At 47.1% G+C, this 19,870-nt stretch carries 18 protein-coding genes and 1 riboswitch; of the genes, 6 read left to right on the plus strand and 12 right to left on the minus strand.

Features of this window, described 5'->3' with window-relative positions; translation table 11 throughout:
* Positions 1–4 precede the first annotated feature (4 nt).
* The 4 genes from ACFODW_RS15010 to ACFODW_RS15025 are packed head-to-tail and all read right to left on the minus strand — an operon-like array spanning position 5 to position 3,953.
* Positions 5–391 carry a RidA family protein gene (locus ACFODW_RS15010; protein WP_390307604.1) on the minus strand — a complete coding sequence of 129 codons (387 nt, stop codon included), beginning with the start codon at positions 389–391 and terminating at the stop codon, positions 5–7.
* Positions 392–421: 30 nt separating this feature from the next.
* A complete protein-coding gene (locus ACFODW_RS15015; RefSeq protein ID WP_390307605.1) occupies positions 422–1,852 on the minus strand; it encodes an NAD-dependent succinate-semialdehyde dehydrogenase in 1,431 nt (476 codons plus the stop codon).
* A gap of 39 nt (positions 1,853–1,891) precedes the next feature.
* Positions 1,892–3,247 carry a 4-aminobutyrate--2-oxoglutarate transaminase gene (gabT, locus tag ACFODW_RS15020; RefSeq protein ID WP_390307744.1) on the minus strand — a complete coding sequence of 452 codons (1,356 nt, stop codon included), beginning with the start codon at positions 3,245–3,247 and terminating at the stop codon, positions 1,892–1,894.
* A 19-nt stretch (positions 3,248–3,266) separates the two neighbouring features.
* Complete coding sequence (locus ACFODW_RS15025; RefSeq protein WP_390307606.1) at positions 3,267–3,953, minus strand: GntR family transcriptional regulator; 687 nt, start codon at positions 3,951–3,953, stop codon at positions 3,267–3,269.
* A gap of 248 nt (positions 3,954–4,201) precedes the next feature.
* On the opposite strand from ACFODW_RS15025, the gene ACFODW_RS15030 reads away from it, so the two are divergent.
* Positions 4,202–5,185, plus strand: coding sequence for a 2-hydroxyacid dehydrogenase (locus ACFODW_RS15030; RefSeq protein WP_390307607.1), 984 nt, complete (start codon positions 4,202–4,204; stop codon positions 5,183–5,185).
* 107 nt (positions 5,186–5,292) lie between these two features.
* Here ACFODW_RS15030 and ACFODW_RS15035 read toward each other — a convergent pair whose 3' ends face one another.
* From ACFODW_RS15035 to ACFODW_RS15050, 4 genes are all read right to left on the minus strand, one after another.
* The gene (locus tag ACFODW_RS15035; protein WP_390307608.1) at positions 5,293–6,480 is read right to left on the minus strand and encodes a M24 family metallopeptidase; all 1,188 of its coding nucleotides are present in this window, start codon (positions 6,478–6,480) and stop codon (positions 5,293–5,295) included.
* Between the two features lie 293 nt (positions 6,481–6,773).
* Entirely contained in the window at positions 6,774–8,180 is a 1,407-nt protein-coding gene (locus ACFODW_RS15040; protein ID WP_390307609.1) for an APC family permease, read from the minus strand.
* Positions 8,181–8,661: 481 nt separating this feature from the next.
* On the minus strand, positions 8,662–9,612 hold the full coding sequence (locus ACFODW_RS15045) for a dipeptidase (protein ID WP_390307610.1): 951 nt from the start codon (positions 9,610–9,612) through the stop codon (positions 8,662–8,664).
* Between the two features lie 31 nt (positions 9,613–9,643).
* The gene (locus tag ACFODW_RS15050; RefSeq protein ID WP_390307611.1) at positions 9,644–10,477 is read right to left on the minus strand and encodes an aldo/keto reductase; all 834 of its coding nucleotides are present in this window, start codon (positions 10,475–10,477) and stop codon (positions 9,644–9,646) included.
* A 133-nt stretch (positions 10,478–10,610) separates the two neighbouring features.
* Between ACFODW_RS15050 and ACFODW_RS15055 the strand changes: the two genes are divergently transcribed.
* Entirely contained in the window at positions 10,611–11,483 is an 873-nt protein-coding gene (locus ACFODW_RS15055) for a YitT family protein (RefSeq protein WP_390307612.1), read from the plus strand.
* Between the two features lie 294 nt (positions 11,484–11,777).
* On the opposite strand, the gene uidA is transcribed toward ACFODW_RS15055, so the two are convergent.
* Complete coding sequence (uidA, locus tag ACFODW_RS15060; RefSeq protein WP_390307613.1) at positions 11,778–13,589, minus strand: beta-glucuronidase; 1,812 nt, start codon at positions 13,587–13,589, stop codon at positions 11,778–11,780.
* Between the two features lie 167 nt (positions 13,590–13,756).
* Between uidA and ACFODW_RS15065 the strand changes: the two genes are divergently transcribed.
* Entirely contained in the window at positions 13,757–14,980 is a 1,224-nt protein-coding gene (locus ACFODW_RS15065) for a helix-turn-helix transcriptional regulator (RefSeq protein ID WP_390307614.1), read from the plus strand.
* Positions 14,981–15,071: 91 nt separating this feature from the next.
* Here ACFODW_RS15065 and ACFODW_RS15070 read toward each other — a convergent pair whose 3' ends face one another.
* The gene (locus tag ACFODW_RS15070) at positions 15,072–15,728 is read right to left on the minus strand and encodes an SDR family oxidoreductase (protein WP_390307615.1); all 657 of its coding nucleotides are present in this window, start codon (positions 15,726–15,728) and stop codon (positions 15,072–15,074) included.
* 274 nt (positions 15,729–16,002) lie between these two features.
* Between ACFODW_RS15070 and ACFODW_RS15075 the strand changes: the two genes are divergently transcribed.
* Genes ACFODW_RS15075 through ACFODW_RS15085 form a run of 3 tightly spaced genes read left to right on the plus strand, consistent with a single transcriptional unit; the run spans position 16,003 to position 18,600 of the window.
* Positions 16,003–16,800: an ABC transporter ATP-binding protein gene (locus ACFODW_RS15075; RefSeq protein ID WP_390307616.1), complete on the plus strand. Its 798-nt coding sequence runs from the start codon at positions 16,003–16,005 to the stop codon at positions 16,798–16,800.
* A complete protein-coding gene (locus ACFODW_RS15080) occupies positions 16,778–17,539 on the plus strand; it encodes an ABC transporter permease (protein WP_390307617.1) in 762 nt (253 codons plus the stop codon). Before ACFODW_RS15075 ends, ACFODW_RS15080 begins: the two co-directional genes overlap by 23 nt.
* Before the next feature lie 44 nt (positions 17,540–17,583).
* A complete protein-coding gene (locus ACFODW_RS15085) occupies positions 17,584–18,600 on the plus strand; it encodes an aliphatic sulfonate ABC transporter substrate-binding protein (protein ID WP_390307618.1) in 1,017 nt (338 codons plus the stop codon).
* Between the two features lie 48 nt (positions 18,601–18,648).
* On the opposite strand, the gene ACFODW_RS15090 is transcribed toward ACFODW_RS15085, so the two are convergent.
* Together ACFODW_RS15090 and ACFODW_RS15095 are read right to left on the minus strand one after the other, a co-directional pair.
* Entirely contained in the window at positions 18,649–18,948 is a 300-nt protein-coding gene (locus tag ACFODW_RS15090; RefSeq protein ID WP_390307619.1) for an iron-sulfur cluster assembly accessory protein, read from the minus strand.
* 194 nt (positions 18,949–19,142) lie between these two features.
* Entirely contained in the window at positions 19,143–19,583 is a 441-nt protein-coding gene (locus ACFODW_RS15095) for a hypothetical protein (RefSeq protein ID WP_390307620.1), read from the minus strand.
* 165 nt (positions 19,584–19,748) lie between these two features.
* Positions 19,749–19,857: riboswitch (SAM riboswitch) on the plus strand.
* Positions 19,858–19,870 lie beyond the last annotated feature (13 nt).

A 19,870-nucleotide genomic window follows, 5' to 3' on the forward strand; every position in this document is an offset into this window, starting at 1 on the left:
TCCTTCAGCTGCCTATGGCGGCGATCGCCGTTATTTCCACCTTTCCATCCAGCAGCTGGCTGCCGACCGTGATTCTTGCCGGTTTATTTTCTACTTGTTCAAAATACTTGCGGTATGCTTGATTGAACTCATGTGCATTCTCTTCCGTCAACTCATCAAGATGACAGGTTACGAAGACTAGATTCTCCAGACTACCGCCGGCTTCTTTTAAAATACTTTCAATATTTCTCAGAGCTGCTTCCGTTTGTAAGGCAATCGTCTCTCCAGCCGATTCCCCGTTAGGATGAATACCGTCCTGCCCGGAAATGAAGACGAATCCATCTTGAAAAATAGCCTGGGAGTATGGCCCTGTCGGCGCAGGTGCATTATTGGTCTGGATTTTTTCCTTCATCGCATCCACTTCCCTTCGTAGAAAACTCACTCAATCTATGCCGATGGAAACATATTGAGATTCAATGAAGGCATCCATTCCTTCGTGGCCGCCTTCTCTGCCGATTCCGCTCTCCTTCATACCACCGAAAGGCACCTGGGCTGCCGATGGTGCGCCATCATTCCAGCCGACAATGCCATAGTCGAGCTGCTCGATGATCTTCATGCCTCTGGCTACATTCTCAGAGAATACATAAGCAGCAAGACCGTATGGTGTCTGATTCGCCAGCCTGACTGCTTCCTCGTCGGTCTCCACCTTCATGATCGGAGCCACCGGACCGAATGTTTCCTCTTTCATTAAGATCATATCTTCGCTAACCTCCGACATGACGGTCGGTGTATAATACATTCCGTTCTTGACGGTTATCGGCTTGCCACCAGTAACCACTTTCGCTCCTTTACGGGCTGCATCCTCAACATGCCTGGCGACTTTCTCAAGGCCATCCTTGTTGATCAGCGGACCGATATCTGTTTCTTCATCCAGTCCATCCCCGACTTTCAGTTTTTGGACTTCTTCGGAGAATTTCTGGACAAACTCATCATAGATGCCTGATTGGACAAAGATCCGGTTGCCGCAGATACAAGTTTGACCGGCATTGCGGAACTTGGATGCAACTACCCCCTTGACCGCCTTATCCAGGTCTGCATCATCCATCACAAGCATGGGCGCGTGTCCGCCAAGCTCCAAGGAAAGCTTCTTGACTTGGTCTGCGCTCTGCCTGATCAGCTGCTTGCCGATTTCTGTAGATCCTGTAAACGTGATCTTCCGTACTTTTTCATTCTGCATTAGTTCTCCGGCTATTTGAGAAGAAGAACCTGTCACCAGGTTTACAACGCCCTTTGGAAAACCAGCTTCCACACAAAGCTCTGTAAGTTTGACTGCCGTGAGCGGACTTTCTCTGGAAGGCTTCATGATAACCGGGCAGCCTGCAGCCAGGGCGGGACCTATTTTACGTGTCAGCATCGCAGCAGGGAAATTCCATGGCGTGATGGCTCCTACAACACCGACAGGCTTCTTCCAGACCTGGAGCCGCTTGCCGCCTAGATGGGAAGGGATTGTTTCCCCATACACCCGCTTCCCTTCCTCGGCAAACCATTCAAGGAAAGAGGCTGCATACCTTACTTCCCCCCTCGATTCCTTCATCGGCTTCCCCATTTCCAAGGTCATTGTCTCTGCCAACTCTTCCTCATTTTCCAGCATCAGTTCCTGCAGCTTTTTCAAATATCCGGCTCTTTCATAAGCAGTGAGGCTGGACCAGGAGGAAAAAGCCCTGTCAGCCGCCTCAATGGCCGCCTGTGCCTCCTTTTTACCGCCATAGGGGACAGTGCCTATGACTTCCCCATTTGCCGGGTTGACGACGTCCATCGTGTCCAGTTCATTCCCAGCCCATTCTCCATCTACATACATCAAATATTTTTTCATATATGCCCCTCCAATCCTTGTTTCTGATTAAATATTCGGTTAATTTTTCGCAGGTGCAAGCACTGCTTCTACAGCTTCCTCCAGGATATCAAGTCCTTCCTGCAATTGTTCATCCGTAATCACAAGCGGCATCAACAGGCGGATCACATTATCATAGACGCCGGCTTTCATGGAAATGAGCCCCCGGCTGTAGGCTTCCTTGAAAATTTCATTGGTAAGCTGCTTATCCGGTTCCTTTGTATCTCTGTCTTTGACAAATTCCATGGCACACATGGCACCAAGCCCCCGGTAGTCGCCAACCGCCTCAAATTTTTCATGGAGATCCTTAAACCGGTCCATCACTTGCTTTCCAATGGAAACCGCCCGGTCATTGATCCTCTCTTTCTCCATTATCTCCAGTACCGCAAGCCCTGCCCTGCAACCCAGCGGACTTCCGCAGTACGTTCCGCCGAGCTCACCGCTTCCCGGGGAATCCATGATTTCCTTCCGGCCGATAATGCCGCTGATCGGCAGGCCTGCAGCCATCGATTTGGAGATGGTTATTAGATCCGGTTCTATATCAAAATGCTCCATGGCAAAGTATTTGCCCGTACGGCCGAAACCAGTCTGGATTTCATCGGCAATCATAAGAATGCCGTGCTTCTCACAAAGCTGCTTCACTCCCTGTACGAACGCCTTATCAGGAATGATGAACCCGCTTTCCCCCTGGACCGGTTCCATGATTACTGCTGCAACTAGACTCGGATCCACATGGCTGATGAAGAATTTTTCCAATTCATCAAGGAGATGGCGGCTGTAAGCTTCTTCGGTCATGCCCTCGGGACGGCGGTAATGGTAAGGATAGGCTGCTTTATAGACTTCCGGGGCAAATGGGCCGTATTCATATTTGAACGGCTTCACCTTTCCGGTTAATGACATGGTCATCAACGTGCGTCCATGGAAGCCACCGGCAAAGGATACAACAGCCTGGCGCTTGGTGTATTTTCTGGCCAGTTTAACGGCATTTTCCACTGCTTCTGCTCCACTGTTCAAGAACATCACTTTCTTATCGAAAGCACCCGGAGCGAGTTTCGCTATTTTTTCTGCCAGTTCGATATATGGGTCATACATCATCACATTGAATCCTGTATGAATATAACGGTCCACCTGATCCTTCAAAGCATCTGTTACCGTCTCATGACTGTGCCCTGCATTGATCGTACCGATGGCTCCTGCAAAATCGATAAACGTATTCCCATCCACATCCTCAAGCAATGCACCTTTGGCTTTATTGACAAATGTCGGCGCTCCGTAACTTACGGCGTCCGGCACAATAGCGTGCCTTCTGTCCAGAAGCTCCTTTGCTTTTGGACCCGGCAGTTGTGTCCTTACGTTGGCAAACTGTTTAGTCATAATATGCAGCCTCCCTCACAATTTATTGTGTCTGTTTTGTCTGAAGCAGCTTTTCCTCCACATAGGATATATGATCCCTTACACTGCGGTCGACTTTCTTGGAATCTTTCGTTTTCAGGGCATCCACCAAGTCCCGGTGCTCCTTATAGAATGACTGTGGACTGGAGTAGTATTGGTCCAGGTGGACGAGATAGGCACGAATCTGTACCTGGATGGATTCATAGATACGGATGATCCGTGAATTTCCGGATTGATTGACGATATAACCGTGCAGTTTCATGTCCAGATCGAAGAGTTCTCCCCATTTCCCCTTTCCGGCAGCAGTTTTCATATCTTCCAGCATTTCTTCCAGTTCGGCAAACTGTTCTTTTCCAAGCCCTGGCAGTGCATCTTGAAACGCATGTGCCTCCATCAGAGTCCGAAGCTCGATGATCTCCTCCAGGTCCTCATCGGTGAACTGGGTAACATAGGTTCCCTTTCTGGCCTTGCTGATGACAAGCTGTTCCTGTTCCAGGATCTTCAATGCTTCCCGAATCGTGCTTCTGCTCACATCAAACATTTCTGCCAGTTCGGTTTCCAGCAGTCTCTCGCCAAACTGTATCTGCCTATTCCAGATTCGCTGCCTCAATTCTTCTGCAATCAATTCACTCAACGGTTTCTGTACAATCGTACGGTCCTCTTCCATCGTTGTTTGACTTCCCTTCTCCATGAATATGCTCTTTCCCTGCTTGACATGCCTATTGTCGATTGTCGACAATATCTTAATACTTAGAATAAAAGATATTCTCCGTGTCTGTCAATCATTTTCCGATAATTTAAAATATATTTATTTCGTATTGACTTCCTGGTATTTCTCATCTATGTTGATGTTAACTGATCTATGTACTGCCAGGTTCAGTTTTGCATGACCGCGGCCCGCATAGAATGAAGTAGACGGATGAACAAGGGGGATGAATATTGAAGAAGAAAGTACTCGCCTACAACCGGGTGGAAAAGCCGGTATTGGATCAATTGGAAAAAGAATTCGATGTCCGCTTTTTTAAAAATATTGACGTGGACAAAGACCCGGAATTCCTTGAATGGCTGGGGGAAGCTGAAGGAATTATCGGGCTGGCCCTGCCTGTCACCAAACAACTATTGGACCGTGCACCAAACCTGAAAATCGTCAGCAACGTCTCGGTCGGCTATGATAACCTGGATATCTCCGAGCTGACGGAAAGAAACATTATTGCCACCAACACACCCGATATTCTGACCGATACGGTGGCAGATACAGTGTTCGGTTTGATCATCAGTGCGGCCAGGCGGATCCCCGAGCTGGACAATAAAGTAAAGAGCGGCAATTGGACGGAACCGCTTGGCCCAGAACATTACGGAATAGATGTCCACCACAAGACACTGGGAATCATCGGTATGGGGAAAATTGGAGCTGCGATTGCACAGCGGGCCCGCTTCGGCTTTGACATGGATATTATCTACCATAGCCGAAGAAGAAAGCCGGAAGCCGAAGAACGATTTGATGCAGTCTACCGGGATTTTGACCAGCTCCTCGGAGAATCCGACTTCGTCTGCCTGATCACACCGTTGACACCGGAGACAGAGGGTATGATTGGCAAAAGGGAATTCGGCCTGATGAAGAACACGGCCATATTCATTAATGGATCCCGGGGGAAAACCATTATAGAAAGCGATCTGATCGAGGCCTTGAAGAAGGGGGAAATTGCCGGGTGCGGACTGGATGTATTCGAGAAGGAGCCGATGGACTTGGATAATCCACTGCTTGGAATGAAGAATGCTGTAACCACCCCGCATATAGGCTCGTCCACTTGGGAAACCGAACTGGCTATGTCCGATCTGGCTGCAAAGAACCTGAGGGCCGGATTGGCCGGCGAAAAACCGCCGACAATGATTAACGCAGAAGTATGGGAAGATAAAGGGTAAAGCTAAAAGCCGTACACTTGACAGGGTACGGCTTTTTTTTGCTGTGGGGATGGCAGGACTTCGGGGTTTAGTGTTTCAACTGCTCCGGCGTTATTTCCTGCAGCTATTCAGGCAAGCCGGGCATTGGGCTTTATCAGCAATTCCCGCGGAAATTTGGCCAGCGTTTCATAGCCGTCTTCAGTGACACGGAAAGATTCACTGATTTCCATGCCGATATGGCCAAGGTCAATGGTCGGTATCATATGAAAGGTCATATTCGGTTCCAGGATCGTTCTATCGCCCGGACGGAGGCTTGCTGTATGCTCTCCCCAATCAGGCGGATAGTTCAGTCCTACAGAATAACCGATGCGGGATTCCTTTTTCAGGCCATGCTTGGTAATTTCTTTTCTCCAGGCCTGCTCGATCTCTTCACAGGCAGTTCCTGGTTTAACCGCTTCCAAAGCAGCCTGGATGCCTGCAATGACAACTTCACTTAGTTGATATACTTCTTCGCTTGGCATCCCGACGACTGCCGTACGGGCCAACGGAGAATGATAGCGTTTATAGCATCCGGCCAGTTCAATGATTACAGGTTCTCCTTCAGAGAAGGTCTCGTCTGTCCAAGTCAGGTGGCAGGCGGATGTTTTCTCCCCCGTTGGCAGCATTGGAACAATCGATGGGTAATCTCCGCCAAATTCTTCTGTTCCAATGATTTGCGCATGGCTGATGGCTGCAGCTACCTCGCTTTGCCGTACACCTTCATTCAAGGTTTCAAATGCCGCCTGCATAGCTTTCTCTGAGATTTTCGCAGCTTTCCTCATATAGGCAATTTCCTGGTCTGACTTAACGATGCGGATGCGATTTACCAAATTAGTGGCATCCTTGAACCGGGAATCCGGCAACCCATGCGCTAAATGGATATAGCACTGGGCAGTGAAATAATAAGCATCAAGTTCGACACCGATCAGTTGGTTCCCGCTCTTTTTGCTTCGAATAAAATCTGACACAAAATCCATTGGATGCCTTATAGTCGACTGCACATAGTGGTCGGCATAGGGAAGTATATGCTCTTCATCCAACCAGGTTGTGTATCTTGCAGCATTGGCGTCCAACCCCCGTCCTATCCAGTACGGCTGGTCCTCATCAATCATAACGACCAACAGCTGGTGGACATAAAAGGACCATGCATCATAGCCGGTAAGATAATTCATATTCGCTGGATCTGTAACCAGCAGAATATCCATCCCCTCTGCAGCCATGCGTTCCTTTGTTTTCGCAATCCTTTCCTGAAACTCAGAAACGGAAAATGTTAACATACACATCCCTTCCCCTCTTTTTTTATTTCAGTACCACCAGCTGAGCCGTTTATACATTGTATGAAACACTGCTTCGTACGTTGACGGGTTCTTTCAATAAATAGGCAATAGAGGATCATTAGTGGACATAATAGGTGATCTGATATGGGTGCGTTGTGTCGATTGTCGACAATTCCTTTTTTATAGTGTAGTGTCTCCCCAGCCTTGCTGTCAATATATTAATAGAAAATTCCGTTATTTTTTTATGTGGATAATAAAAAGGTCCCCCGATACGGGAACCTTATTCCATATAATCAGGTAATCCGGTCAATCTCATTTTTCATATGCTCATCCGCATAGGCTTTCCCATATCGAGCGATCGACAGCCGGTATAAAACAAATCCCAGGGCAATCCAAAGAAGAATAATCAGCCATTCATATGGCCAAATAAGGGCTGATGGCATTCCCGGCATATATAAAAGTGTGACACCGCCTGCCATCACTACAGCTATCCAGCCGATGGCAGCACCGCCGGCAAGTTTGAACGGACGGTTCATCCCCGGGTCCTTTTTTCGGAGAATGATGAAAGAAGCCGCCACCATCAGCCATGCCACCACCAATCCGAGTCCGCCTGCATCGACAAGCCAGACCAGAGCGGGTCGGCCTAGCAGGGGTGCTGCAGTGGAAAATACGCCAATAAGCAGAATGGCTTTATGTGGTGTCCGGTATTTCGGATGCAGTTCACCAAGGCTCTTCGGCAGCATTCCAGCTCTTGCCAGTGCGAAAATTGCTCTGCTGCCGCCGACATAGAAGCCGATCCAGCTTGTCAGGATACCGCCAATACCTCCTAAAACCAAGAGGTTGCCCATGAACTGGCTCCCCCCGAATGCTGCTGCCATTGCATCCGCTGTCACTAATTCCGAGCCTCCTAATTCAGCAGGGCTCATGACCCTTGACACACCGAAGATAACAGCAATATACCAGATGATTGCAAGTACTACGGAAAATACGAGTAGCTGGCCAATCCGCTTCTTTGGAAGATTGATTTCTTCCGCCGCCTGCGGAATTACATCAAAACCGACGAACATGAACGGGGTCATGATCACTACAGCCAATAGACCGGCCATGCCATTCTCAAAAAAGGGCTGCATGTTCTCAGTATTACCGGCAACCGTACTTCCTGTTATCAGTAAGAGCCCGGCAATAAGGATCAGCAACGTGAGGATAAATGTAATTGCAGTGGAAAGCTTGATTCCCCTATAATTGATCCAAGCTATAAATAGCGAACCAATCATTCCTACCCCCACCCAAGTGGCGGTTACATCCCAGCCAGCAATCGTGTACAAGTATCCTTGACTGTAATTGGGGGCCAGGTATTCAAATACGGTCGGCAGAGCCACCGCTTCAAAGGCAACTACCGAGATATATCCTAGAATAATGGCCCATGTGGCAATAAACGAGGCGGTTCTCCCCATAGCTTTGTACGTATATACATGCTCTCCCCCGGCTAGCGGTAGAGCTGAGGATAATTCCGCATAAGTGAGACTTACCACCAATACCAACAAGCCGCCAATGGCAAAAGCAAGAATCGCACCTAATGATCCAGCCTCGGTAATCCAGAGTCCAGTAGTAACCACCCAGCCCCAGCCAATCATCGCCCCAAATGCCAATGCGAGTGTATCTTTTCTTCCAAGGATTTTCAGCAGTTTCTGATCACTCATTTTCCTACCTCCATTCCTACAGGTTTTATAATCGATAGGATCTAAACTATGCAGTAGTTTTATAGGTAGAAACTGCTTAAACTAAATGGATCAGCGCGCGCTCTGTTTGCTCCCCTGACCGGTGGTGGACACCCTTGGGCAGTAGAAGCGAACAGTCGAATTTTCCATCCCTCCATGGCTTCCCCCCTAAACAATCAAAACTTATCTATGTGGATGTTAGATGTATATGCCTAAAGAAGGAAGTTTAGTATAGGAAGGCTATGCGCAAAGATCCTTTCGGGTGCGGACTGACTCTGCTCAGTACATCGAGGATAGGACGCATTGCACCGGTAATCTGGAGTTCTAGGCAATTAAGGGAAAAGCTGGACGGGCTACTCCTGCTCGGACATGGAATAATACGTAAAATCCCCAACTTTTCCGCACAAAAAAAACTGTATCCCCATGATCCTGCTAAATGGGAATACAGTTTTGATTCATTCACCTATTTCGGCATGTGATCCAAAAAATTCTGTCCGGCAAATCCACGTACTTGCTCTTCCGGGTAATGCTTCAATAATTCATTGATCAGATTTTGATAGGCTGCGGCATTTTCCAGCTGGTTCACATACCTGTCAATGCCGTCGAAATCCGAACCAAAGCCGATATGGCGCACACCGCCGAGGGAACATATATGATCGATATGCCGGAGAAGATCACTGATTTCCACTGTTTCCTTTCTATCGGAAATAAATTCCGGATGAAAAACGACATGGATCATTCCGTCCTTCTCGATAAGTGCCTGCAATTGGTCATCATAAAGGTTTCGCGGGTGGTCGCATACCGCTCTGGCATTGGAGTGACTGGCAAATGGGTAATCTGCCAGCTCCAATATATCCCAGAATCCCCGGACCGTAGAATGGGCAACATCTGTCAACACCTGGTGCTGATTATTAAGATGCACCACCTCTTTGCCGAGCAGTGTCAATCCCCCGCCCCTCGGCTCATGGACTCCATCTGCACAGAGATTGGCATGGTTCCATGTCAGACCAATGGCAAGGACTCCGGCGCGGTACAGATGCCGCAATTTGCCAAGGTCATTGCCGATCGGATCTGCCCCTTCAAGGGTAAGCACTGCGCCAATTTCATCTTCCTTTAACGTATTCAAGTCGGCCCAGCTGCGAACCTGTTTCATTTGGGGATTTTTATCAAGAACTTCTGTATGAAATAAATCCAACTGTTCCAATGCATGCTGCCACTTCTCTTCCATTGGGATATCCGGCTCAATAAAAATGGCGAAAAACTGGGTTCCGACTTTGCCCTGTCTAAGCCGCTTCAAATTTGTATCCAGCATATCGGCATTCTGGAAATCCAGCGGTGTCCTTCCATAATGGACCCCTCTTTTTTCCACCTGCAGCTTCATTAGTGCATCACAATGTGTATCCAGCACTCTCATTAAACGTCTTCCCTCCATACGTCTTCAGCTGTCATTCTACCGGGTATTTATCTGGGCTGCTTCCGACTCTGTCATCTTTATTAAGGCTGTTGATTCTTTCCATATCCTCATCACTTAATGAAAAATCAAAGATGTCGGCATTTTCTTTGATGCGATGTTCCTTGGTGGATTTCGGAATGGTGATCACGCCATTCTGCAAATCCCAGCGAAGAACAACCTGTGCCACTGTTTTCCCATGTTTCTCAGCCACTTCCTGCAAGATCGGTTCATCGAAAATCTCACCGCGTTTCAATGGCGACCATGCCTCGAGCTGGATACCTTCTCGGTCACAGTATTCCATCAGCTTTTCCTGGGTAAGGTGTGGGTGATATTCCACTTGGTTGATGGCCGGCTTCACCGTGCATTCGGGCAGGAGGTCGTTCAAGTGCTGTTCATGGAAATTACAAACACCGATAGCGCGCACCCGTCCTTCTTCATACAGCTTCTCCATCGCCTTCCACGTATCCTTATACATGCCAGTGACAGGCCAATGGATCAGATAAAGGTCCAGATAGTCGAGACCAAGCTTGCTCAGGCTTTCCTCAAATGCTTGTAGTGTCTCATCATAGCCCTGCTGGTCATTCCATACCTTGGTGGTGATGAATAATTCCTCACGTGGCACACTGCTCTCTCTGATGGCCTGTCCTACACCACGCTCATTCCCATAGAACGCTGCTGTATCAATGCTTCTATACCCATTTTCGATGGCTGTTCTCACAGAGCTGATGGTCACCTCCCCATCTTCCACCTTATAGACACCCAGGCCGAACGCTGGCATTTCCACGCCATTATTCAGCTTGACTTTATCATTCAAACTACTTATCATGCATTACCCTCCATTCAGCTTATATACCACTATATTACCCCATTGCAAAAGATTCCTCAAAACAGGCGGCAGGGAAGAAGCCGATATGGTAGAATGAAACAGGCATCACACGAACTTCAGAAGGGACTGCATAATGATGGGATTGCGTTACAAAATCGACCAGCCTTTGCTGGAGTATGTATATATTATCTTCGGGGCTACGATTGTGGCCTTATCCTATAACATGTTCCTGCTGCCCGCCAGGCTGGCAGCAGGCGGCATTTCAGGTGTAAGCACCATACTATTTGAACTATATGCGCTCAGTCCGGCCCTCGTCCAGTTCGCCATCAACATCCCGTTGTTCATCGTCGGCTGGATTGCCATGGGACGCGACTTCAGCTGGAAGACACTTCTAGGAACTTTCTGGGTCCCTTTTGTCATCTACCTGACGGCGGATATCCCTTTCTCCATCACCAATCCGCTGCTTGGCGCCGTCTATGGCGGTATTGTACTTGGTATCGGGTTGGGAATTGTATACAAAGGTAACGGCTCGACAGGCGGTACTGCGGCTATTGCTCAAATCGTCAAGAAGTTCACCGGCATCTCCAGTGGTTATTCCCAACTGCTTGTGGATGGACTTGTTGTAGCAGGCTCAATCATTGTATTCAGTCTAGAACTAACTCTGTTTGCACTGATGGCCATCTATATATGCAGCAAGGTCATCGATATCGTCCAATTGCGGACATCTGCCACCAAACTGGTAATGATCATTACCGATGAAGAGGAAAAGGTCCAAGCACTGATCCGTGACAAAATCGACCGTGGTTTGACTAAAGTTCGAACTGTCGGCGGCTATTCCAGGGAAGAAAAGACAATGATCCTCTGTGTAACGGAACAGCCGGAAGCTGTCCAGCTGAAAAAACTCCTGCAACAAGAGGAACCGGAATCCTTTGTGATCTTTCTCAATGCTTCCGAGATTATGGGAAGAGGCTTCAGCCTCGACAGATACTACGGCCAGAAACTTTAATGCTCATACTTGATTCTCTACCTAAATAAGAGGTTCGGGCATAACTTTCCTATTTAACCAGCATGGGGGACAATACTGAATCAGCGGAGGAAATATGCGCAGACTCCTGCGGGAGGACAGGCCAAGGCGAGACAGCGCAGTGCGAAGCACAAGATGGCTCACCAGCCGCCCGCGGAAAAGCGGAGCATATTTCCGCAGCGAGTATCTCCACTAGACAAAATTTCTGTGAGCATTTGTTTCCAAAATAAAAACCCTTGAAGTATTACTATACTTCAAGGGTTTTGCATATAAAACTTACTTTTTATATCCCAGATGCGGAATACTGTTCCAACGCTCACTAAGATAACGGACAACCCTTTTAGGTTCCCTTGCACGAGTGAATATACCTTTCTTATTCCCTTGAACCCGCATAATGCCAAACTTTGTCTGGAAATCCGCAAAATTCCACAGCTGTTCACCAATGAAATTAGGAATTTCATCAAAGACCTTACTGTTCATCCGGTAGTAGTCTTCCTGGTACTCTTCACTGAACGGCTCATGATACATGCTGTGCATTCCAGCAACCGTATCTGCACCATATTCTGTGTACATCATCGGTTTTTCCGGATACTTTTCCTGCCATTCGAGCAGCTCTTCACGTGTACCTTTTTCCCCTTCATCCAAGTCACCTGTGTTTACATACCAGCCATAATAACGGTTGAGGGCAATCACATCAACAAGATCTGCACACAAGTCTGCTTTCGGCTTCGCAAGCATGATATTTACAAACGTCAACGGACGGTTCTGCGGGTCCAGCTCACGTGCCAGATCGAATAGCGGCTTAAAGTATTCATAGGCGCCTTTAGAATAAGATGCAGGCTCATTGGCAATAGACCACATTACGACAGAAGCGTGGTTCTTATCACGGTCAATCAGTTCACGGATCACTTGCTCATGTGCTTCTGTTGTATCCATTTTATCCCATGTCCCGTCATCTACTGCACCTTTTTCCAGCATGGAAAGATCGAAGTTGAAAGATGCCATCAGGCCTACTGCAGGTGTCTCATCGATAACGACGATCCCTTCACGGTCACAAAGCCGCATCATTTCCTCGGAATAAGGATAATGGGACGTACGGAGCGAGTTCGCACCCATATCTTTCATCAGATTCAGGTCAAGCACGTTATATGCTTCATCCAGCCCGCGCCCACGTACAAATGTATCTTCGTGTTTACCAAAACCTTTGAAATAGAATGGCTCTCCATTGAAGAGGAACTTTCCTTCTTTCACTTCTACCTTGCGTACACCAAATGGCTCATTGTATACGTCAACTGTTTCTCCATTCTTGATTCCTTCCACTTTAGCCGTATAGAGATAGGCATCAAGCGGCTGCCAAAGGTTTACGTTATCGATGGTAGCGCTGGTTTCCTGTCCTGCTGCTTGAGCAACTTCCTTTCCATCTTCATCCAGGATGGTTACCCGTACTTCATCAAATTCTCCACCTGTTTTCACAGAGAATTTCACGTCTGCTTTCTTATTGTCCAGATCAACTTCCGGCACGATCACGATATCTTCAATACGATCGAACGGTGTCGAATAAATGCGGACAGGACGATGGAGCCCCGCATAGTTGAAGAAGTCAAAGTTCTCATCGACATTCCGGACAAGGTTGCCGTCTTCGTCTTTCTTTTCGGTATAGTTGCCAACAGGCAATGTCGTATAGTCTAGAATATTGCTCAACCGCACTGTCAGACGGTTGGTGCCTTCTGTCAAGAGGTCATTCATTTCTGCCTCAAATGGCGTGAACCCGCCTTTATGATGTACAAGCAGTTCACCATTTAAATAGACCCATGCCTCATGTGTAGCAGATCCGAAGCGGAGCACCAGGCGTTCATTGCGAAGCGCCTTTGCAACGGTGAATTCCTTTTCGTACCAAACATAGCCTGTATGCCGGCGTACTTCTGATGCAACCGACTGATCATTAAAAGATGCAGGCACTGCCATGGAATCTGTCGTAGGCAGGGGCTGATTCACATCAACTTCCTGGTTATCGTCTTCCAGCATAAAATTCCAAATCCCACTGAGATCTAGAACAACACGGCTATCTGTGGCTATTGGATATAACATAATTTATTTCCTCCATTTCTGCGTTCCATTATTATCAAACCTTTATATTCTTGTAAGGGTTTTATTCTATTTTACCGAAAAACACCTGACATTAATCGTAATTTTATGTGCTAATTCGTAAAAATTTGCTATAATCAGCGTATTATTTAAAGAAAGGAAGAAACAGTATGGAATTCGATGAGCAAAATTTCATCGATAAATGCAGAATGATCCACTCTGCAATAAAAATAGATTCATGGCTCTGTGATACGTCCGGCAAAATAGCTGCCAGATTTGTGAATCATTCTCTTCCTGTTGTCGTCGACCGCCTCAGCGAGGAAATGGTGGACATCAATCGAGCAGTTCGCTGTCTCCCCCAAAACTCCTACTACCATTACCAGAATAGTTATGGCCTGGAATACATCGCTGTCGGCTTATGGACGGGGAATGCTTTTCAGGGAACCTTGCTGGCAGGTCCAGTCATTTCAGGACTCTCCGTAGTTGAACGGATGCAGGATATCTTTTCTGCCAATAACCTGCCCATCGGCCAGCGGAAACAACTGGAGGAGTTTTATCAATCGCTCCCCCTTCTAAGTGAGGTGGAACTGAAAGACACTGGGGAATTAATCGTAAACCTGTGTGCACACCATCAAGTAAAAGCACATTATTTTACAGCAGACACACCGAAACCTGTTCTCGATCCTGCCCACCTGCAAGTAGATATTGAAGATAACCAGCAGATTATTGAAAAGCGGTATGACCTGCAGAACAAGTTGATGCACTATATTGAAAGAGGAGATAAGGAAGCCGTCCACCAGGCCATCAATTTTTTTTCAGGCATAATGGATTTTTCCGACCGGCTCCCAGGCAATCCGGTACGGGCAGCCAAGAATATTGCATCTGTTTCCAATACACTTTACCGTGTTGCCGCTGAACGGGCTGGTGTCCATCCTGTCTACCTGCACAATATGTCCGAACGTTTTGCTATATTGATTGAAAAGACAGTGACGATCAACAATTTGGAGAAACTGATGGCGGTGATGGCAGAAGATTACTGTGACCTTGTTCAACAGTTTTCCACAGGCGAATACAGGCCAATTGTGCGGAAGGCCGTTGACTTTATCCAGTTGAATTTGGGAGAAAAGCTGTCACTGGAGGTGGTGGCCGCCGAACTCTTTATCACTCCTTCCCACCTTTCAAGGAAGTTCAAGGAAGATACCGGGGTAAGCATGACCGAATTTATAAACCAGAAACGGGTAGAAGAAGCAAAATGGTACCTTGAACGCGATACGATAGCTGTTACGGATGTAGCACTGATGGTCGGGTTTAATGATGTGAATTACTTCAGCAAGGTGTTCAAACGATATACAGGAATGGCACCCACCGCCTATGTAAAGGAAAACAGCATGTAACAAGCCCCGCGGAACGGAACTGTTCTGCCGGGGCCTGTTTTACTTCCAATGCTATAAGATCGGCAGCCTGCTATCAGCTGCCTTCTTAACGTTATATTGACTGAACTGCCTTATGAATAGGAGTTTCTCCCCCTACCACCTGAAATTCCTTCCCGATGGTGGAATCTGTCTGCAAGGTCTGGAAGAGGACTTCTGCTACGTCTTCGCGTGGCACTTCCCCGCGGTTGACTACTTCCGCTGCGTCTACTTTTCCTGTTGCCTCCTCATTGGTAAGGATGCCCGGATGGACGATGGTATATTGAAGTCCGCTGTCCCGCAGTGCTTTGTCCGCATAATGTTTGGCGACTACATATGGTGAGAAGGACGACGGAGATTCCTGAATAGCCTCCCTGCTCGTATCAAAGGAGCTGACAAGTACGAAGCGCTCCACTCCTGCCGCCTGCGCTGCTTCCACAGTTTTTACTGCGCCATCCAGATCGATCAGTATCGTCTTATCTTTTCCTGTATTTGGGCCGGATCCCGCGGTAAATACGACTGCGTCTACGCCTTCAGCAGCTTTGCGAATCTCATCTACACTGTCCTCGAGATCAATTATTGCTGTTTCAGCACCGAGGTCTTCGAAATAAGGGGCCTGTTCTTCTTTCCTGATCATGGCTCTTGCCTCATGGCCGCCTTCTACGATTTTACGAACCAGGTGTTTTCCAATCTTTCCATTCGCGCCGACTATCAGAGTTTTCACAGCAACCATCCTTTCAAAATCTTATCTTACATTTATCGTATCGATGCAGGGCCGGTTTGTCTAATGATAGGGTCGATGTCAGAAATCTGCCATACTTATATTCGACCGCCATTTCCGCCATCCAAGCTGACGCTTACTATTCCCCCGACAAAATAACCAAGCATATTGATTGGATTAATTATAGTAACAGGTTGACGAATTTGTTATTCTGTGCGTATAATGAGACACAACTAAAAACCCTACTTTTTTTATAGGAATTAGCGAGTTAGGAGGGAAATGACCGGTGTTTCTACAACTAAACCAGGTCGGAAAAGTATTTACCGACGATACAAAGCAATCATCATTCGAAGTCTTCTCCGGAGTCGACCTGTCCATCCCAGAAAACCAATTCGTTTCCATACTTGGACCTTCCGGCTGCGGCAAATCGACCCTTCTTTCTATGGTCGCCGGTCTAGAACATCCAACAGAAGGTTCCATCTCTCTGGAAGATGAGGAAATTAAAAAGCCGGGCCCTGACCGAGGGATGGTCTTCCAGCAGGCTTCCTTGTTTCCTTGGCTTAATGTGCGTGATAATATCACCTTTCCATTAAAAGGCAAGATGAGCAAGAAGGAAGCCAATGAAAGGGCCGACCACTTCCTGAAGATGGTACAGCTCAGCAAGTTCAAAGAACATTATATCTATGAGCTTTCAGGTGGAATGCAACAACGGGTGGCGATTGCACGCGCGCTCGCAATGGACCCCAAAGTCCTGCTGATGGATGAACCATTTGGAGCACTTGATGAGCAGACCAGACATATCCTGCATGATGAACTGGTCAAAATCTGGCAGGAGACACAGAAAACGATTCTATTTGTCACCCACAGTATCCATGAAGCTATAAAACTATCAGACCGGGTCGTCGTAATGGGAACACGGCCGGGCCGAATTATTGCCGACTTTTCCATTGATATGCCCCGTCCAAGGAAGCGGGACGATCAGGAAGTCATTGATATGGAAAAAAAGGTGATGGACCTCCTCGAAGGAGAAATCAATAAAGTGTTAAAGGAAGAGCTGTCCAATGAAGTGGAATATAGCAATTAAACGAATATTATTTTTAGCAGTAATCATCGGACTTTGGCAGCTGGTGTATGCGTTGGGCATCTTTGAAGAAATTATCTTCCCGCCACCAGCCAAAGTAGCTGTCGCATTATATGAAGGGTTTGCAGATGGAGACTTCCTTGTTGCCCTAGGAGCCAGTTTCCGTCATTTGTTTACCGGAATGTCATTGGCCATACTGATTGGAACCGTAGTAGGTGTAATTTTAGGTAAATCCAAGCAGGCGGATGAAACAGCGGGCATGTACTTGATCGCCCTGCAAAGCATCCCAAGCATTGTCTGGGTTCCACTTGCAATCATGCTGTTCGGTTTTTCCGAATTCGCGGTAATTTTCGTTGTGGTGCTTGGTGGAACATTTGTAATGGCCTTAAATGTCCGTTCAGCCATCCATAACGTACCCCCTCAGTTTGTGCGGGCAGCAAGGACGATGGGCACAACAGGCGTAAAGCTGTTTTACCGAGTGGAAGTACCGGCAGGCATTCCCTATTTCATGAGTGGTATCAGATTAGCCTGGGCATTCAGTTGGAGAGCATTGATGGCTGGTGAGTTATTGAGTAATGGCCCTGGGCTGGGATATACGCTTAGCTATGCGCAAGACTATGCACGAATGGACCAGGTAATTGCTATCATTATTATTATTGGAGTAATTGGGGCAGTCGTGGATAATCTGGTCTTTTCGAAGTTGGAGAAAAACGTAATGAAACGATGGGGACTTGTTAAATAAAGGAATACTAATCTATTACATTTATGTGAGAGGATGATAGAAACATGAAAAAATTTCTATTCAGTGCACTGATTCTATTGCTTGGCCTGGTGCTCACAGCTTGCGGCAGCGGAGAACAGCAATCCAGCGAATCAGGTGCAGCAGAAGCGGAAGGCGAAGAAATAACCATCGGGTATTTTCCGAATATCAACCATGTTGCCGGAATGGTAGCTGAAGAAAAAGATCTCTATTCGGAGACCCTTCCTGACGGCACACAGGTGAATTATCAATACTTCCCAGATGGTTCGGCATTCATGACGGCCATCGAAACAGGCGAGATTGAAGGAGGACTTGTCGGCCCCGGGCCAGCAATGAACCACTATGCAAGTGGAGCGGAGATTAACATTGTTGCCTCAGGATCTACTGGCGGTACTGTCATCATGGCAAGAAGTGATGCAGATATCGAAAGCCCGGAAGACCTTGCTGGAAAGACATTCATCTCTCCAAGAGTCGGATGCACACATGATGTCCAGTTCGAAACTATGATGAAAGAAGAGTACGGACTTACTTCCGACCGTGTCAAAGGGGAAATGAAGCATGTTACCGGTGAACCGGCAACGTATCATAGCTTGTTCACAACGGGAAATGTAGATGCTGCCACGGTTCCGGAACCATGGGCTTCAGTGATTGAAGAAAAAGGAAGTGGAAAGGTGCTCATTGATACACCGGATGTAGCCTATGGGGAGACCCTTCCAGCAGCTGTGTTTGTAACTTCTCAGCGCCTGGCTGAAGAAGATCCAGAATTAATCCAGAACTTGGTGGACGCTCATAAAAAAGCCACGGAGTTTATCCAAGAAAATCCGGAAGAGTCTAAAACCATCGCCATTGACAAGATCAAGGACATCACCGACCAGGAGTTGTCCGCATCAGCAATTGACAATGCATGGGAGCGTATTACCTTCACTTATGAAATCGATGAAGAGGTACTGCAGGATTTTGCAAACTCCTCCCATGATCTGGAGTTTCTAGATGAAGCCCCAGACCTGACAGGATTGGTAGATACCAGCTTTATTGAAGAGTAAGAACCAGAAAGAGGAAGGCTCCATTAGGGACCTTCCTCTTTTAGTATATTAATGATGATGGGCGCCAGTGGTAAGATTCGTGATTTCAAATCCCCTATCATCCACATGGAAGTACTTGATCCACAGATTATCGAGGAATTCTTCCCGCTTGTCGAGCAGAATATCCACACCTTTATCTGTCTCCACTACTTCATCATGTTCGGTCGGCGTATCAAGGCTGATGCCAAAATGGGCGTGATTGCCATGATTTTCCGTAATATATACGCGGATCATCTTTCCTTCCGCTTCTTCACTTCCCAGAATTTTTTTAAGCTCTTTAGCGGCATTGCGGTTCATTTTCACTCTCATGGGCCAGCCTCCATTTCATTTATTCCTGTCTATTATCTCACTTCAAAGGGAAAATGAAAAAGATTCCGCTTTACTTTCTTCACCAGCATACGGCCGACTGAAGTGCGAATATAAAAGGGATGCCAATCGAAATGCGATTGGCATCCCTTATCTATATGATGGATGGAGCGCCTCTCATATAAAACTTAGGAGTATTATTTGAGGATTTCCTCCTGATATTCCTCATTACTCATTTCCTCGCTTCCAGCGATAAAATAATAGCCGTCCTTCCTCACTGTCCAAAGGATTACCTGGTCATCATCGAGCCTGGCGACAATCAGATACCAGTTTTCATCATATTTCTCATCCAGATGGCCAATGACCCCCGACTGGATCTGCAATTTACGCAGCTGCTGAATGCTCATATTTTTCACGCCCTGCATATGCTGAACCTGAGAAGCCAGCTCCCCCACTACTTCATCCAAATGCTCATCTATACCCTCGTAATGACGGGAAAACATCCCCCTGATGTATTCGTCATTTCCTACAAGGGCGGCATTGTACATATCTTCCACTACCCGTGCAGACGCCTGGTTCATACATCCTCCAAGCAGAATAGTTACTGCCAAAAACAGAGGCAGGAATGCTGTCTTCATTGCTTGTCCTCCGTCGTAAAACTTGGTTGTTATGGACAATTATACAACAGCAGCGGCGCTATATGCTATGGGATTCGCGAAAAATTAAAAAATTCATCATCTTTTGTGAAAAATGTATTGACAAAACCTTAAAGAGCGTGTAACTTATAAACCAATTACATACCCTTCTTATCCAGAGAGGTGGAGGGAATGGCCCCTGGAAACCTCGGCATCGGACTCGTAAGCGTGACTGTGCCAATTCCACCAGGCAATAGCATTGCCTGAAAGATGAGAAGTGGATAAAGATC

Source organism: Virgibacillus sediminis, from assembly GCF_042643265.1.
In the GTDB taxonomy this organism is placed as follows: Bacteria; Bacillota; Bacilli; order Bacillales; family Amphibacillaceae; genus Virgibacillus_O; species Virgibacillus_O sediminis.

Excerpts from the sequence above, each read along its gene's own strand:
- ACFODW_RS15080 (WP_390307617.1), top strand. The coding sequence starts at position 16,778 with ATGAAGTGGAATATAGCAATTAAACGAATATTATTTTTAGCAGTAATC.
- ACFODW_RS15035 (WP_390307608.1), bottom strand. The coding sequence starts at position 6,480 with ATGTTAACATTTTCCGTTTCTGAGTTTCAGGAAAGGATTGCGAAAACA.
- ACFODW_RS15040 (WP_390307609.1), bottom strand. The coding sequence starts at position 8,180 with ATGAGTGATCAGAAACTGCTGAAAATCCTTGGAAGAAAAGATACACTC.
- ACFODW_RS15025 (WP_390307606.1), bottom strand. The coding sequence starts at position 3,953 with ATGGAGAAGGGAAGTCAAACAACGATGGAAGAGGACCGTACGATTGTA.
- ACFODW_RS15095 (WP_390307620.1), bottom strand. The coding sequence starts at position 19,583 with ATGAAGACAGCATTCCTGCCTCTGTTTTTGGCAGTAACTATTCTGCTT.
- ACFODW_RS15070 (WP_390307615.1), bottom strand. The coding sequence starts at position 15,728 with ATGGTTGCTGTGAAAACTCTGATAGTCGGCGCGAATGGAAAGATTGGA.
- ACFODW_RS15085 (WP_390307618.1), top strand. The coding sequence starts at position 17,584 with ATGAAAAAATTTCTATTCAGTGCACTGATTCTATTGCTTGGCCTGGTG.
- ACFODW_RS15045 (WP_390307610.1), bottom strand. The coding sequence starts at position 9,612 with ATGAGAGTGCTGGATACACATTGTGATGCACTAATGAAGCTGCAGGTG.
- ACFODW_RS15090 (WP_390307619.1), bottom strand. The coding sequence starts at position 18,948 with ATGAGAGTGAAAATGAACCGCAATGCCGCTAAAGAGCTTAAAAAAATT.
- ACFODW_RS15010 (WP_390307604.1), bottom strand. The coding sequence starts at position 391 with ATGAAGGAAAAAATCCAGACCAATAATGCACCTGCGCCGACAGGGCCA.
- ACFODW_RS15050 (WP_390307611.1), bottom strand. The coding sequence starts at position 10,477 with ATGATAAGTAGTTTGAATGATAAAGTCAAGCTGAATAATGGCGTGGAA.
- ACFODW_RS15015 (WP_390307605.1), bottom strand. The coding sequence starts at position 1,852 with ATGAAAAAATATTTGATGTATGTAGATGGAGAATGGGCTGGGAATGAA.
- ACFODW_RS15065 (WP_390307614.1), top strand. The coding sequence starts at position 13,757 with ATGGAATTCGATGAGCAAAATTTCATCGATAAATGCAGAATGATCCAC.
- uidA (WP_390307613.1), bottom strand. The coding sequence starts at position 13,589 with ATGTTATATCCAATAGCCACAGATAGCCGTGTTGTTCTAGATCTCAGT.
- ACFODW_RS15055 (WP_390307612.1), top strand. The coding sequence starts at position 10,611 with ATGATGGGATTGCGTTACAAAATCGACCAGCCTTTGCTGGAGTATGTA.